Origin of the sequence: Pelagimonas phthalicica (genome assembly GCF_004364805.1) — a bacterium.
Classification (GTDB): domain Bacteria; phylum Pseudomonadota; class Alphaproteobacteria; order Rhodobacterales; family Rhodobacteraceae; genus Pelagimonas; species Pelagimonas phthalicica.
In genome coordinates this window covers 236407-250120 of sequence record NZ_SOAP01000004.1, presented here as the reverse complement: position 1 = coordinate 250120, position 13714 = coordinate 236407, and the positions used below count along the sequence as shown (strand labels likewise).

Annotated in this window: 13 protein-coding genes; 10 read left to right on the top strand and 3 right to left on the bottom strand. The window is 56.7% G+C overall.

Annotated elements, in window-relative coordinates:
* Nucleotides 1–88 precede the first annotated feature (88 nt).
* The 5 genes from CLV87_RS21775 to argE all read left to right on the top strand — a co-directional run bounded on the left by CLV87_RS21775 (nt 89) and on the right by argE (nt 6113).
* Nucleotides 89–757, top strand: coding sequence for a TRAP transporter small permease (locus CLV87_RS21775; protein WP_099247988.1), 669 nt, complete (start codon nt 89–91; stop codon nt 755–757).
* Nucleotides 757–2115 (top strand): TRAP transporter large permease, encoded by a 1359-nt coding sequence (locus CLV87_RS21770; protein WP_099247990.1) that lies wholly within the window; start codon nt 757–759, stop codon nt 2113–2115. The genes CLV87_RS21775 and CLV87_RS21770 overlap by 1 nt, the downstream gene beginning before the upstream one ends.
* A 267-nt stretch (nt 2116–2382) precedes the next feature.
* Entirely contained in the window at nt 2383–3756 is a 1374-nt protein-coding gene (locus tag CLV87_RS21765) for an aspartate aminotransferase family protein (RefSeq protein WP_099247994.1), read from the top strand.
* An 11-nt stretch (nt 3757–3767) separates the two neighbouring features.
* Nucleotides 3768–4952 (top strand): M24 family metallopeptidase, encoded by a 1185-nt coding sequence (locus CLV87_RS21760; protein ID WP_099247996.1) that lies wholly within the window; start codon nt 3768–3770, stop codon nt 4950–4952.
* Nucleotides 4953–4955: 3 nt separating this feature from the next.
* Nucleotides 4956–6113, top strand: coding sequence for an acetylornithine deacetylase (argE, locus tag CLV87_RS21755; RefSeq protein ID WP_099247998.1), 1158 nt, complete (start codon nt 4956–4958; stop codon nt 6111–6113).
* 25 nt (nt 6114–6138) lie between these two features.
* Here argE and CLV87_RS21750 read toward each other — a convergent pair whose 3' ends face one another.
* From CLV87_RS21750 to CLV87_RS21740, 3 genes are all read right to left on the bottom strand, one after another.
* On the bottom strand, nt 6139–7152 hold the full coding sequence (locus tag CLV87_RS21750) for an NAD-dependent epimerase/dehydratase family protein (RefSeq protein ID WP_099248000.1): 1014 nt from the start codon (nt 7150–7152) through the stop codon (nt 6139–6141).
* 149 nt (nt 7153–7301) lie between these two features.
* Nucleotides 7302–7868: an acyltransferase gene (locus tag CLV87_RS21745; RefSeq protein WP_099248002.1), complete on the bottom strand. Its 567-nt coding sequence runs from the start codon at nt 7866–7868 to the stop codon at nt 7302–7304.
* Nucleotides 7869–7895: 27 nt separating this feature from the next.
* Entirely contained in the window at nt 7896–8948 is a 1053-nt protein-coding gene (locus CLV87_RS21740) for a glycosyltransferase family 4 protein (protein WP_099248004.1), read from the bottom strand.
* A 266-nt stretch (nt 8949–9214) separates the two neighbouring features.
* Between CLV87_RS21740 and CLV87_RS21735 the strand changes: the two genes are divergently transcribed.
* The 5 genes from CLV87_RS21735 to CLV87_RS21715 are packed head-to-tail and all read left to right on the top strand — an operon-like array spanning nt 9215 to nt 13711.
* Nucleotides 9215–9958: a glycosyltransferase family 2 protein gene (locus tag CLV87_RS21735; RefSeq protein ID WP_235872017.1), complete on the top strand. Its 744-nt coding sequence runs from the start codon at nt 9215–9217 to the stop codon at nt 9956–9958.
* 6 nt (nt 9959–9964) lie between these two features.
* Entirely contained in the window at nt 9965–11086 is a 1122-nt protein-coding gene (gmd, locus tag CLV87_RS21730; RefSeq protein ID WP_099248006.1) for a GDP-mannose 4,6-dehydratase, read from the top strand.
* Between the two features lie 6 nt (nt 11087–11092).
* Nucleotides 11093–11971, top strand: coding sequence for an FkbM family methyltransferase (locus CLV87_RS21725; protein ID WP_099248008.1), 879 nt, complete (start codon nt 11093–11095; stop codon nt 11969–11971).
* A gap of 14 nt (nt 11972–11985) precedes the next feature.
* The gene (gene fcl / locus CLV87_RS21720; protein WP_099248010.1) at nt 11986–12969 is read left to right on the top strand and encodes a GDP-L-fucose synthase; all 984 of its coding nucleotides are present in this window, start codon (nt 11986–11988) and stop codon (nt 12967–12969) included.
* 22 nt (nt 12970–12991) lie between these two features.
* Entirely contained in the window at nt 12992–13711 is a 720-nt protein-coding gene (locus tag CLV87_RS21715) for an FkbM family methyltransferase (protein WP_099248012.1), read from the top strand.
* Nucleotides 13712–13714 lie beyond the last annotated feature (3 nt).

The window sequence follows — 13714 nt, the reverse complement described above, 5'->3', positions numbered from 1 at the left end:
GAAACCGGTGCGGAGTTCTGCACCGGTTTCAAATCTCGTCCCCGAGCCAACAAGAAAACAAGGGGCGAGCATTCATAGGGAGGAAACCATGACCCTTTGGTCAGACATGGGCGCGATTTTCAGCGCCTTTGCGTCGTTGGACAGTTTCGAAATCCGCAACGCACTCCGGGCTGATGGGGCCTGGCTTTTTGGAGCGGTTGTGACTGCGGTACTTGGCTTGCTTGTCCTGCGCATTTACAGGCTTGTGCCATGGCTGGATCGCCACCTGGAGCGGTCGATCATGGTCTATAGTTATCTGGCGATTGCTTTCATCATCTTTTGGGGCGTGATCGACCGGTTCGTTTTTTCCAGTCAGCAGCCCTGGTCGACAACGATTCCTCCTTTGTTGTTCATGATCATGGCCTGGTTTGGGGCGGCGTTTAACGTCCGCCTGCGCACGCATCTGAGCTTTGCCGAGTTTCGCACCGCCATGCCACGCAGCGGGCAGATGGCCTGTCTGACGCTGGACGCGGTTTTGTGGTTCATATTTGCAGTGGTCATGGTGGTCACGACCAGTCGGGCAACCGCGCTGTCGGCCTCAAACTTTCAGATTGTTCTGGGCACGGATAACACGATGCAATGGTGGTTCCTGATCACCGTGCCATTCTCGGCAATCCTGATGACGGCGCGTGTCTTTGAGAACTTGGCCGAGGATATTTCGAATTATCGCAATGGCGCGCCACTGATCAAACAGGCTGTGATTGGAGGGGATACGTAATGACTGACGGAACTTGGGTTACGCTGATCTCTCTTGGGGTCACGCTGCTGTTCATGCTGGGCGTGCCGGTGTTTCTGGTGATCGCCTATTGGGTTCTGGGCTGTTCCTTTGTCCTGGGCCTGACCCTGGACAATATGGGGGCGGAGCTGATGAATGTGTTCAACAAGGGCTTTGCCCTGTTGGCGATGCCGCTGTTCATTCTGACCGGGGATTTGATCAACCAATCGGGGATTGCGCGAAGGTTATCGGATTTTGCCTATGCCTGTCTGGGCTGGTTGAGGGGCGGGTTGGCGATGGCGTCATTGGGGGCTTGCGGTCTCTTTGCCGCGATTTCCGGCTCCAACTCGGCGACCACGGCCACCATTGGTTCGATGCTGCATCCTGAAATGGTCAAGGGCGGCTATGACGAGCGGTTCTCGGCGGCGACGGCAGCTGCTGGTGGAACGGTTGGGATCATCATTCCGCCGTCGATCATCTTTATTGTCTATGGCTTTTTGCTGAACCTGCCGATCTCGGATCTTTTTGTCGCGGGCATCCTGCCCGGCGCATTGATGGTCATCGGCATGCAACTGGCCTGTTGGATCATCTGCCGGATCAATGGCTGGGGGCACCTGATCCCCCTGAACCTGAACCGTATCCTGAAAACCGCCTTTGGAGCCTGGCTGGGTTTCTTTGCCATCGGGCTGGTTCTGTGGGGGATTTACACGGGCAAATTCTCTCCGACCGAGGCGGCGGGTGTGACCGTTGGTTTCTGTGTGATCGCGGGGCTGGTCAGCTATCCGCTGAACAAGATCATGGGCTCGGATCGCAACAAACCGCTGTCTGAGAAAAGCTTTGCCGAGATGTTTGTCGTCGAAGGGTTCACCATTCCGCAAATCCCGTCGATTGTTGTGCGGTCCGCGCAAATCAGCGGTATTCTGGCCCCGCTGATCGCCGTTTCGGTGGTGATGCAGCAGATCCTGTCGTTGCTTGGTGCGCAGCAGACGATTGGTGATTTCGTGACCTCGATGGGGGGGTATTACGCGGTGCTGTTCACCTCCATGATGATTGTTTTCTTTTCCGGCATGGTTTTGGAAAGCCTGCCGGTTACGATCATCCTGGCCCCGATTTTGGCCCCGATTGCGGCCTCGGTTGGAATTGATCCGATCCATTTCTCGGTCATTTTCCTGGTCGGCGCATCAATCGGGTTCATTACCCCGCCCTATGGGTTGAACCTCTATGTGGCCTCGGGGGTGACGGGTGTCCCGTATTTCCGCCTGCTGCGCTACACGGTGCCTTATCTCGTTGCGTTGATTGGCGTGTGGTTCCTGGTGTCGCTGGTGCCTGACCTTGCCCTGATCCTGTTGCCGAACAGGTAGGTTGGGTATCGCGATTTGATCGAAAAGCACGTAGTTTAAGCGGTATGAGGGGCGGTTTTGTAACCGCCCCTTTTTCTGGCCAAATTGGTATTGCGTTTGAAACCATTTCATGGCTGGATTTGCACACCCTGACAATAAAGGCATTGCGCGCTGCTGTCTGGTTGAGCGGAGCCGATCTGCTCGGGTCAAACCATGGTGGTTTGTTGCGTGCATCAGGCTCCTTTCACGAAACAGGCGGGTCGCCGCCTTTGTCAGAAAGGGAAGCCCATGCTTCACAATGATCAACTTGCCCAATGGGATCGCGACAGCTTTTTCCACCCGTCAACGCATCTTGCCGATTTTGCGCGCGGAGACCTTGCGCAGCGGGTGGTGACGGGCGGTTCGGGGTGTCACATTCAGGACCGGGATGGCAACAGGCTGTTGGATGCCTTTGCCGGTCTTTATTGTGTCAATGTCGGCTATGGCCGCCCGGAAATCGCTGAGGCGATCGCGGAACAGGCCAAAGAGCTGGCCTATTACCATTCCTATGTCGGGCATGGGACCGAGGCGTCGATCACCCTCGCCAAAATGATCCTCGACCGCGCGCCTGATCATATGTCCAAGGTCTATTTCGGGTTGTCCGGGTCGGATGCGAATGAAACCAACATCAAGTTGATTTGGTATTGCAACAACATTCTCGGGCGGCCTGAAAAGAAAAAGATTATCTCGCGGTGGCGCGGCTATCACGGGTCGGGGTTGATGACCGGTTCGCTGACCGGGCTTGAGCTGTTTCACAACAAGTTCGACCTGCCGCTGGCGCAGGTGGTCCATACCGATGCGCCTTATTACTTTCGCCGCTCCGATCCCGGTCAAAGCGAAGAGGCCTTTGTCGCGCAATGCGTAGCCTCGCTGGAGGCGCTGATCGAACGAGAAGGGGCCGATACCATTGCCGCCTTTATCGGTGAACCGGTTTTGGGCACCGGAGGGATCGTGCCTCCACCCAAAGGCTATTGGTCGGCCATTCAGGCGGTTCTGGACAAGCACGATATCTGGCTGGTGGCTGACGAAGTGGTGACCGGTTTTGGTCGTCTAGGCAGCATGTTTGGCTCTGACCATTACGGGTTGCGGCCAGATTTCATGACAATCGCCAAAGGCCTGACCTCGGCCTATGCGCCTTTGTCGGGGTCTATTGTCTCGGATAAGATCTGGAAGATCCTCGAACAAGGCACGGATGAAAACGGGGCCATCGGGCATGGCTGGACTTATTCCGCCCACCCGATTGGCGCAGCGGCGGGTGTCGCCAATCTAAGGCTGTTGGATCAGTTGAACCTTGTTGAAAATGCGGGCGAGGTTGGGGCCTATCTCAACGCGGCCTTGACGGATGCGCTGGGCGATCACCCTCATGTCGGGGATGTGCGCGGCGAAGGCCTGTTGGCGGCAGTGGAGTTTGTTCGCGACAAGGATGGTCGCGCCTTTTTTGACGCCCAGGACAAGATCGGCCCGCAAATCGCGGCAGCCCTGTTGGAGCAAAGCAACGTTATCGCGCGGGCCATGCCGCAGGGGGATATTCTGGGATTTGCCCCGCCTTTCTGCCTGACCAAGGGAGAGGCGGATCAAATCGTCGAAGCAACAACACGCGCTGTGAAAACAGTGCTTGGCTAAGGGGGAATGACATGACGCAGAACAACGCAGCCTTTAGCGCAGCGGAATACCAACGCCGCATCAGCGCAACGCGTGAGGCCATGGCCAAGGCTGGGCTTGATGTGATCTTTGTCACCGACCCGTCCAATCAGGCCTGGCTGACCGGCTATGACGGTTGGTCCTTTTATGTCCATCAGGGGGTGATCCTGACGATGGAGGGCGAACCGATCTGGTGGGGCCGCTACATGGATATGATGGGCGGGCGTCGCACCTGTTGGATGGATCACGGCAATATCCTTGGCTACGGCGACCACTATGTTCAGTCGACCGAGATCCACCCGATGCAAGATCTGGCGGAGCAGCTGAAAGCGCGCGGGTTCGAACGCGCGCGCATCGGCGTTGAGATGGAGAATTATTACTATTCCGCCAAGGCCCATGCTGTGCTGACTGAGGAATTGCCCGAAGCCTCGTTTCAGGACGCGACCGCCTTGGTCAATTGGCAACGGCTGGTGAAATCGGGCGAAGAGATCGCCTTTATGCGCAAGGCGGCGCGGATCACGGGCAAGGTGATGCGCTGCGCCATTGAGCGCGCGGAGCCGGGGCTGCGCAAGAATGAGTTGGTTGCGGATATCATGCATGCAGGGATCACCGGGGTGGATGAGGATTGGGGTGATTACCCGGCGATTGTGCCGCTGACTCCGTCAGGATTGGATGCAACGGCCGCCCATCTGACATGGGACGGCCGCCCGATGCGCGACGGTGAAGCGACGTTTTTTGAACTGTCGGGATGTTACCGCCGGTATCACGCGCCCTTGTCGCGCACGGTGTTTCTGGGCACACCGCCCGATGACATGCGGCGTGCCGAAGAGGCGCAGCTGAAGGGGATCGAAGCAGGGCTGAATGCGGCGCGGGCCGGCAATCGCACCTGTGACATTGCCCAGGCCTTTATGGATGTTCTGGCCCAATACGGGATCGAACGATCAGGGCGCATGGGCTATCCGGTTGGCCTGAGCTATCCGCCCGATTGGGGCGAGCGCACGGCCTCGATCCGAAGTGAGGACAGCACTGTTTTGCAGCCCGGCATGGTGTTTCACTTTATGCCCGCACTGTGGATGGAGAGCTGGGGGTTAGAGACAACCGAGAGCATTCTGATCACTGAGAGCGGGGCGGCAGAGCCGCTTTGCGATGTTGAGCGCAGGCTGTTTCGAAAGGGGTAGGTCATGCTGGACGAGGCAAAACGCATCCTTGCCGATCTGATCGCTTTTCCAACCGTTTCGGTCGACAGCAACCTTGAGATGGTCGCCTATATTGCCGCCTATCTTGAGGATGTCGGCGCACGGGTTGAGATCTGGCATGATCCGACCGGGGCCAAGGCCAATCTGTTTGCCACTCTGGGGCCCGAGGTGGATGGCGGTTTGGTTCTTTCGGGGCATTGCGATGTCGTGCCGGTGGTGGATCAGGATTGGGCAAGTGACCCGTTTGACATGGTCGAGCGCGACGGGCGGCTATATGGGCGCGGCACCTGTGACATGAAGGGGTTTCTGGCGGCCAGCCTAGCGATGGCCCCGCGTTTCGCCGCCACGCCGCGCAGCCGCCCGATCCATTATGCCTTTACCTATGACGAGGAAACCGGATGTGTCGGGGCAGGGCATTTGGCGCAGTCCCTCGCCCGATATGACCTGCGGCCCGCCATGGCGATTGTTGGCGAACCAACCATGATGCAGGTGATTGACGGGCATAAAGGGTGCTTTGAATACACAACCCGGTTTCGCGGATTGGAGGGACATGGCTCGGCCCCGGATTTGGGCGTCAATGCTGTGGAATACGCGGTGCGCTATACTGCAAAGCTATTGGAGCTGCGCGAGGCGCTAAAGGCCCGCGCGCCTCAGGATGGCCCCTTTGACCCGCCTTGGACGACCCTGAACATTGGCGCGTTAAATGGCGGCAAGGTTCACAACGTCATTCCCCCCAAAGCGCAGCTTGATTGGGAAATGCGCCCGGTTCAGCCGTCTGATGCGGTTTTTGTCAAAGAGCAGATCGCGGATTTTGTCGAAAAGGAGCTGTTGCCTGCAATGCAGCGGGGTTGTCCCGGTGCCGGGATCGAGACTGAGGTTATCGGAGAGGTTGCCGGACTGGAGCCGGTAAAACAGAATGCCACCAAAGACTTGCTGATGCGGCTCACCGGGGCGAATTCAAGCGGTTTGGTGCCCTTTGGGACCGAGGCCGGGATCTTTCAACAGCTGGGGATGGATGTGGTCGTTTGTGGCCCGGGTAGCATTGAGCAAGCGCATAAAGCCAACGAGTTTTTGGATATTGACCAGCTGTCTCGGTGCCTCGATCTGCTGTTGCAGGTGAACGACACGTTCGCAGTGTCCTAGGTCACCGCTGCCACGGGCGAGTTGTTCAAACCTGATAGTAGTCCCGATACCAGGCGACAAACTGTTTCACACCGTCGCGCATATCGGTTTGCGGGCGGTATTGGGTCAGGCGTTCCAGCAGCTCGGCATTGGCCCAGGTGGCGGGGACATCGCCGGGCTGGATCTCCATCATGTTGCGGGTCGCCTTCATGCCAAGGGCGTCTTCGATGGCTTCGATAAAGTCCAGCAGCCGTTCCGATTTTGAATTGCCGATATTCACAACGCGGAACGGGGCAACGGGCGAGAGGCTGTCGCCCTCGGGCACCTGACGGTCTGCCGGGCGCTCGGGCGCGGCATCAAGCATCAACAGGCGAATGGCGCGCACGAGGTCGGTGACATAGGTGAAATCGCGCTGCATTTCGCCGTGATTGTAAACGTCAATCGCTTTGCCGTTCAGGATGGCGTTGACGAATTTGAAATAGGCCATATCGGGGCGTCCCCAGGGACCATAAACCGTAAAGAACCGGAACATGGTTGTGGGGAGGTCGTAGAGATGAGCATAGGAATGGCCCATTGCCTCTGTCGCCTTTTTGGTGGCGGCATAGATCGTCATCGGCGTGTCCGCCTTATCCGTCTCGGCAAAAGGCATGTCGGTATTGGCCCCATAGACCGACGAGGTCGAGGCCATCATCAGGTGTTTGACCTTGTGGCGGCGGGCGGCCTCCATGATGTTGAAGGTGCCGGTGACATTGGCATCCACATAAGCGCGCGGGTTTTCCAGCGAATAGCGCACCCCGGCCTGACCCGCGAGATGCACGATGTAATCCGGGGCGCAGGCATCAATGGCCTTGTCCACGGCTGGGCAATCTTCCAGCATGGCTTCGGTCATCTGGAAGTTGGGGGATTGCAGCAGGATCGCGTGGCGGCGCTTCTTCAGGTCGACATCATAGTAATCGGTCATTCCATCCAGACCGTGCACGACATGGCCCTCGCTCAGCAAAAGCTGGGCCAGGTGAAAACCGATAAAGCCTGCCGTTCCGGTGATGAAAATGCGCGCCATGGGAGCTCCTGATAGCTAATGTGCCTGCTTTGCCGGGCTTTGTCTTGTTGTGCAAGGGATGCGTGCTGGGAAATGTTAGAGATCGCCTGTGACCGGGCGTTTGATGGTGGCAATCGGCAAGATTGGGCCGGGTGCAGTGGCGAAAGGATTCAGTTAGAAGGTTCCGGAGCAGAGCGGCTGCCATCCGGGTTGATGGTGCGGCGGACCGTTGCGGGTGCGCCGGCAATCAGGCTGTTTGGCGGAAACTCCCCATGAACAACCGAATTCGCGGCGACGATGCTGCCTGACCCGATCTTGCTGCCGGGGCCGATATAGACCCCTCTGCCGATCCAGACATTGTCGCTGATTTCGACGGGGGCCACGGTGAACCCTTGCCCGCGCACGCCTGTATCGGGGCGAAACTTGTGGTCCTGATCGCGGATTGAGACGAATTCGCCAATGGCAACATTGCTGCCAATCGAAATCCGTTCGCTTGCGATGACATGGCCACCGCTATTGATACTGACCTCATCCCCCAAGCTGACTGTCGAATCGCGCCCGGTCTGGAAATAGACATCGTGGCCGATCATACAGTTTTGCCCGATCTCGATATTGCGAAACGGCATCGGCAGGCGGACACGACCTGTAAACAAAGTGCCTCGCCCGATGGATTTGAAGAAGAGCGGACAGGACCAGCGCAGCACGGTGCCTTTGATTTTCCAGATGGCAGGTATCATGTCAGCACTTTCGATGTTCCGGCGGGGTTAATTCAGGGCCACTTGTTCGCTCAAATACGCCTCCCAGCGATCCGTCAGGACGCTGGGCGAAAAGGTGTTTGCATAGAAGTTCTGAATGCGCGGGCGATTGATGCCTTGGGTGCGAATGCGCGCAATCATTTCTTGTAACAACGGCATGAATTCGTCGATCCCTTTGCTGGTCACGCTGCAATCCTGATTGGTGTAATCCGGAATGCCGCCAACACCATTGGCAACAAAGGGCACGCCGCAGGCCATGGATTCCAGCAAGACCAAAGGCGCGCCTTCCTCGCCGATGGTCGGAAGCAGGGTCAGGTCATATTCGGTCAGAAGCTGAGAATAGGCGTCACCGCTTGGGTAGCGGCCTTTGAGCTTGATCTGGTCGCCCAGACCTTTCTGGGCGATGAGGTCTTTCAGGTGGTCGGCATCTTCCCCGCCGCCCCAGATATCCAGCGTTGCGCCTTCGCCATAGGCGTCCCATTGCTCGACCAGTAGCGACACATTCTTGTGTCGCGCCAAGCGCCCAAAATGGGCAAAGCGCAGCGGTTTATCCCCGGCTGGTGGGGTTTCATTCACTTGAGGCAGGGCCAGTTCACCGGGAAGCGCAGCAATGGTGCAGCGTGGACCGTTCCATTTGAATTCCTTGCAAAAGCGGTCTTCGACCGGTTTGCCCTGACCGACAATCGCGTCAAACCCGAGGTGAACAAGGCGACGGGGGTCTTTGGCACCGCCCGGTTTGCCGCTCATGACTTCGAAAAAGATCTTGCGGCAGTTTGGACCGCTTCTGAGCGTACCGATCATGCTGTTCCAGCCGGTGCCCGCGACGACCATGGCCTCGGCCCAACCGCGCAGACCAAAGCCGCCCAAAGCATCCTTGAGACCCGATTGAACAATGATTTCATAGCCGTTGGCGGTGATTGGGTCGCCTTTATGGTTGGCCATTTCCGCAGGTGTAATCACCTTCACCTCGTGCCCCTTTTGGGCCAAGCCTTGGGCAAGAGTGTCTGTATGGGTTTGGATGCCGCCATCCCCAAACATGTACCCGACAAGAGCAATGTGCATGAAAACTGCCTTTAGTGAAATTTCGCCGTTGGTCTACCTAGCTCTGCCTGTGAATTCAAGGATGCTGCTTGTACAGGCGGGGCCGTTTGAAATCTGGTCGCGATCTGCGCAATTCCGCCCGAGTTGCTGGCGAAAGGGACAGAGATTTATCAAAGCGCACAAATTTTCACCCATTGCCGTATCTCTCGCCAAAAAGACCTTGTTTACAACGGGGAGACCTGCCATCGAAGCGGCGTTGTCTCATATTCATTCTCAGGGGCTTTGCCTTGTTGAAAATTTCAGTTGTTACAGCTGTTTTCAATCGTGAAAACACAGTCGCAGAGGCTGTGGCCAGTGTTGCTTCTCAGGATTACGGCAGCGTTGAACACGTCATTCAGGACGGCGGGTCACGCGATGGCACGTTGGAGGCGATCAAGGCGGTTGCCGGGGCGGATGTCAGCCTGGAAAGCGCAAGAGATGGCGGTATCTACGATGGGATCAACAAGGGCATAGCGCGGACGACAGGGGATGTGGTCGGGCTGATGCATTCGGATGATCTGTTTGCCTCGTCCTCGATCTTGTCTAAGGTCGCAAAGGTCATGGAAGACCCGGAAATTGACGGCGTTTATGGCGATCTGGATTATGTGGCTGCTGATGACATCCAGAAGGTCATTCGAAAATGGCGGTCTGGTGACTATCATCAAAGCAAGCTGAAACGCGGTTGGATGCCACCCCATCCGACCCTGTATTTGCGGCGCAGTGTCTTCGACACATGGGGGCTTTATGACACCTCGTTCCGGATCGCTGCCGATTATGATGCCATGCTGCGGTATTTGGTCAAAGGCGAGATCCGCCTTGCCTATATCCCTGAGGTTTTCGTGAAAATGCGGGTGGGTGGAGAAAGCAATGCGTCACTGCAAAAGATCATCCGCAAAAGCCGCGAAGACTATCGTGCTATCCGCGAGAATGGTGTAGGAGGGCTGGGAACTCTTGCTTTCAAAAACCTTTCCAAAGTCCAACAATTTCTTTGAGGAACAATGAAAAAACGTGCGCTTATTACCGGGATTACGGGTCAGGACGGATCTTACCTGGCTGAGTTTCTGCTTGAAAAAGGGTATGAAGTGCACGGCATCAAGCGCCGCGCGTCTTCGTTCAATACGTCCCGGGTGGACCATATCTATGAAGACCCGCATGTCGATAAAGCCCGTTTCAAGCTGCATTACGGCGACCTGACCGATTCGTCGAACCTGACGCGGATCATTCAAGAAGTGCAGCCAGATGAGGTGTACAACCTCGGGGCACAGTCACATGTCGCTGTCAGCTTTGAGGCACCCGAATACACGGCGGATGTGGACGCAATAGGCACCTTGCGTTTGCTTGAGGCGATCCGGTTTTTGGGCCTGGAAAAGAAGACCCGGTTTTATCAGGCGTCGACCTCTGAGCTATATGGATTGGTGCAGGAAATCCCGCAGACCGAGACCACGCCATTCCATCCGCGCAGCCCTTATGCGGTTGCCAAGATGTATGCCTATTGGATCACCGTGAACTACCGCGAAGCCTATGGCATGTATGCCTGCAACGGCATTCTATTCAATCACGAAAGCCCGCGCCGGGGCGAGACCTTTGTCACCCGCAAGATCACCCGTGGTCTGGCCAATATTGCGCAAGGTTTGGAACCTTGCCTGTATATGGGCAACATTGATGCGCTGCGCGATTGGGGCCATGCCAAGGATTATGTCCGCATGCAGTGGATGATGCTGCAGCAGGAAGAAGCCGAGGATTTTGTGATCGCCACCGGCGTGCAATATTCGGTACGCGAGTTCATCACCTGGTCTGCGCGCGAGCTGGGCATTGAGCTGGAGTTTTCCGGCAGTGGTGTTGAAGAGATCGCCAAGGTTGCCAGCGTGACCGGAGACAAAGCTCCGGCGCTGAAACCCGGTGACACGATCCTGCGCATTGATCCGCGCTATTTCCGCCCGGCCGAAGTGGAAACCCTGTTGGGCAACCCGGCCAAGGCCAAAGAGAAACTGGGCTGGGTGCCGGAAATCACCACCCAAGAGATGTGCGCGGAAATGGTGGCCGAAGATCTCAAAACTGCGCAACGCCATGCCTTGTTGCAGGCGCATGGGATGGATGTTCCCGTTAGCACCGAAGGGTAAGCAGGCATGTGGCGCACCATCCGACATCTGATGGAACACCCGCTCAACCGTGCCAACCGGTTGGCCGCCATCATGCGGTTTTTCCGCTGGCAAATGGTCGCCCGGATGATGCCCTATCCGCATGTCGTGCCCTTTGTGGATTACACGGTTCTCGTCATGGAAAAGGGCATGACCGGGGCGACGGGCAACTGGTATAGCGGGCTGCATGAAAGCGCGGATATGGCCTTTGTGCTGCATTTGCTGCGCGACGGCGATGTGTTTGCCGATATTGGTGCCAATGTTGGCAGCTACACCATTTTGGCCGCAGGCTGTTGTCGTTCCAAGGTTGTCAGTGTCGAGCCGATCCCCGGCACGTTTTCCAAGTTGGAGCGCAATGTCGCCGTGAACCGCCTGTCGGATCTGGTGACCTGCCACAATATCGGGGCGGGCTCTGAGGAGGCGACCCTGTGCTTTACTGCCGATAGTGATACCAAGAACCATGTCGTGTCAGAAGCGGAGGCCAAGGGGACCAAGACTTTGGATGTCCCGGTGCAACGTCTGGACGATGTATTAGGTGGTGCAACGCCGCGCCTGATGAAGATCGACGTTGAAGGTTGGGAATCCGAAGTTCTGAAAGGGATGCCGCAAATCCTGGCCGACCCGACCCTGGTTGCTATTGTGACGGAAACCAATGACTCGGCCGATCGCTATCAATCGGATGGGCAGAGCGAAGTTGCACAGATCATGGCGCAGGCAGGTTTTGTCCCGTGCTCCTATGACCCGTTTGCAAGAGAAGTTCGGCAAGGCGGCACGCATCAGAACACGATCTTTGTTCGTGATTTGGCGCTGGTGCAGGAACGTGTGAAAACGGCCCGGCGTTTCACGCTGATCAATGGCGAAATTTGAATGAGGTGTCTGTGATGGCAAAGCGCAAGGTTTATGTGGCGGGTCATCGTGGCATGGTTGGTGGCGCGATCCTGCGCCAATTGCAGGCGCGGCAAGAGGCGGGCGAGGATCTGGACCTTGTCACGCGCAGCTCTGCTGAATTGGATCTGACAGATCAGGCGGCGGTAGCGGATTTCATGCAGTCAGAAAAGCCGGATCAGGTGATTTTGGCGGCGGCCAAGGTGGGCGGTATTCACGCCAATAACACCTATCCGGCGCAGTTCATCTATGAAAACCTGATGATTGAATGCAATGTCATCCATCAGGCCTTTGCCGCGGGGGTGCTGAACCTGCTGCAACTTGGCAGCTCTTGCATCTATCCCAAAGCCGTGCCGCAGCCTATGCGTGAGGACGCGCTTTTGACTGGTACGCTTGAGCCGACAAACGAACCCTATGCGATTGCCAAAATCGCCGGGATCAAACTGTGCGAAAGCTATAATCGCCAATATGGCACGGATTACCGTTCGGTCATGCCGACCAATCTTTATGGGCCCGGTGACAATTTTCATCCGGAAAATTCGCATGTCTTACCCGCGCTGATCCGCCGTTTTCACGAGGCGCGCCTGCAAGGGCGCGATGAGGTGGTCATTTGGGGCTCGGGCGAGCCCAGACGCGAATTCCTGCATGTGGATGACATGGCCGAAGCGTCGCTATTCGTCGCCGGTCTGGATCGCGCGATATATGACGATAATACCCAACCGATGCTCAGCCACATCAATGTTGGCAGCGGCAGTGATGTGACCATCCTGGATCTGGCACGGCTTGTGGCTAAGATCACCGGCTTTGAAGGGCGCATTGCCACCGATCCCTCCAAACCTGACGGAACCATGCGCAAGCTTATAGATGTCACGCGCTTGGCCGATATGGGCTGGCGTGCCTCGATCCCGTTGGAACAAGGGATTGCCGAGACCTATGATTGGTACCTCAAACAGGACCAAGAGAATTTGAAATCGAAATAATTGGCTTCCAGCAGGTTTTCTGATGCATCTTCCATCCTTTCTTTATCGTCGCCTGTCCCGTTTTGTGACTTGTGTCTTGCGGGTGCCCGGTGGCGGTACGCTGGAGCTTGACAGCAAATTTCAGGTCGCGAGTTTTCAGGACGTGTTCATGGATCCGAATTACTGGCGGATCTTCACCCTGTTTGCCCAGGAACCCAAGCTGGTCGTTGATTGTGGCGCGCATTGTGGGCATTTCACCGTATTGACCGAAATCTGCCTGCGCATGCGGTTCGGAGAGGTTGCGACCCAATACGTGATGGTGGAACCCAATGATCATCTTCAGCCAATGATCAAACGCAACCTTGCCTCGGCCAATCTATCGGATCGTGCGCAGGTTTATCAGGCGGTGGTGGGGCAGAAATCCGGGACCGCCATGTTGGAAACCATGGCCAAGAATTTCCTGATTTCCTCGGTGAGCAGTTCGGGCACAGGCCAGGCGGTGGATTACCTTGATCTGGCCGAACCGGTTGGGGATCGCCGGATTGATCTGCTCAAGCTTGATATCGAAGGGGCGGAGTTCGATTTTCTGAAGCAGAACCCTGATATTCTGGCCAAGACAGATAATATCGTTGCCGAAGTGCATCTGAATGCAGGCACGATGGAGGCCTTTGACGCGGCGCTGAGTGCCGCCGGGTTCCAGTTGGATGGGCCTGTGATGGAGGCCTATGGCAACCGCATGGTCATCTATCGCCGCAAATCCTAAGCT

Excerpts from the sequence above, each read along its gene's own strand:
- CLV87_RS21775 (WP_099247988.1), top strand. The coding sequence starts at position 89 with ATGACCCTTTGGTCAGACATGGGCGCGATTTTCAGCGCCTTTGCGTCG.
- CLV87_RS21770 (WP_099247990.1), top strand. The coding sequence starts at position 757 with ATGACTGACGGAACTTGGGTTACGCTGATCTCTCTTGGGGTCACGCTG.
- CLV87_RS21765 (WP_099247994.1), top strand. The coding sequence starts at position 2,383 with ATGCTTCACAATGATCAACTTGCCCAATGGGATCGCGACAGCTTTTTC.
- CLV87_RS21760 (WP_099247996.1), top strand. The coding sequence starts at position 3,768 with ATGACGCAGAACAACGCAGCCTTTAGCGCAGCGGAATACCAACGCCGC.
- argE (WP_099247998.1), top strand. The coding sequence starts at position 4,956 with ATGCTGGACGAGGCAAAACGCATCCTTGCCGATCTGATCGCTTTTCCA.
- CLV87_RS21750 (WP_099248000.1), bottom strand. The coding sequence starts at position 7,152 with ATGGCGCGCATTTTCATCACCGGAACGGCAGGCTTTATCGGTTTTCAC.
- CLV87_RS21745 (WP_099248002.1), bottom strand. The coding sequence starts at position 7,868 with ATGATACCTGCCATCTGGAAAATCAAAGGCACCGTGCTGCGCTGGTCC.
- CLV87_RS21740 (WP_099248004.1), bottom strand. The coding sequence starts at position 8,948 with ATGCACATTGCTCTTGTCGGGTACATGTTTGGGGATGGCGGCATCCAA.
- gmd (WP_099248006.1), top strand. The coding sequence starts at position 9,965 with ATGAAAAAACGTGCGCTTATTACCGGGATTACGGGTCAGGACGGATCT.
- CLV87_RS21725 (WP_099248008.1), top strand. The coding sequence starts at position 11,093 with ATGTGGCGCACCATCCGACATCTGATGGAACACCCGCTCAACCGTGCC.
- fcl (WP_099248010.1), top strand. The coding sequence starts at position 11,986 with ATGGCAAAGCGCAAGGTTTATGTGGCGGGTCATCGTGGCATGGTTGGT.
- CLV87_RS21715 (WP_099248012.1), top strand. The coding sequence starts at position 12,992 with ATGCATCTTCCATCCTTTCTTTATCGTCGCCTGTCCCGTTTTGTGACT.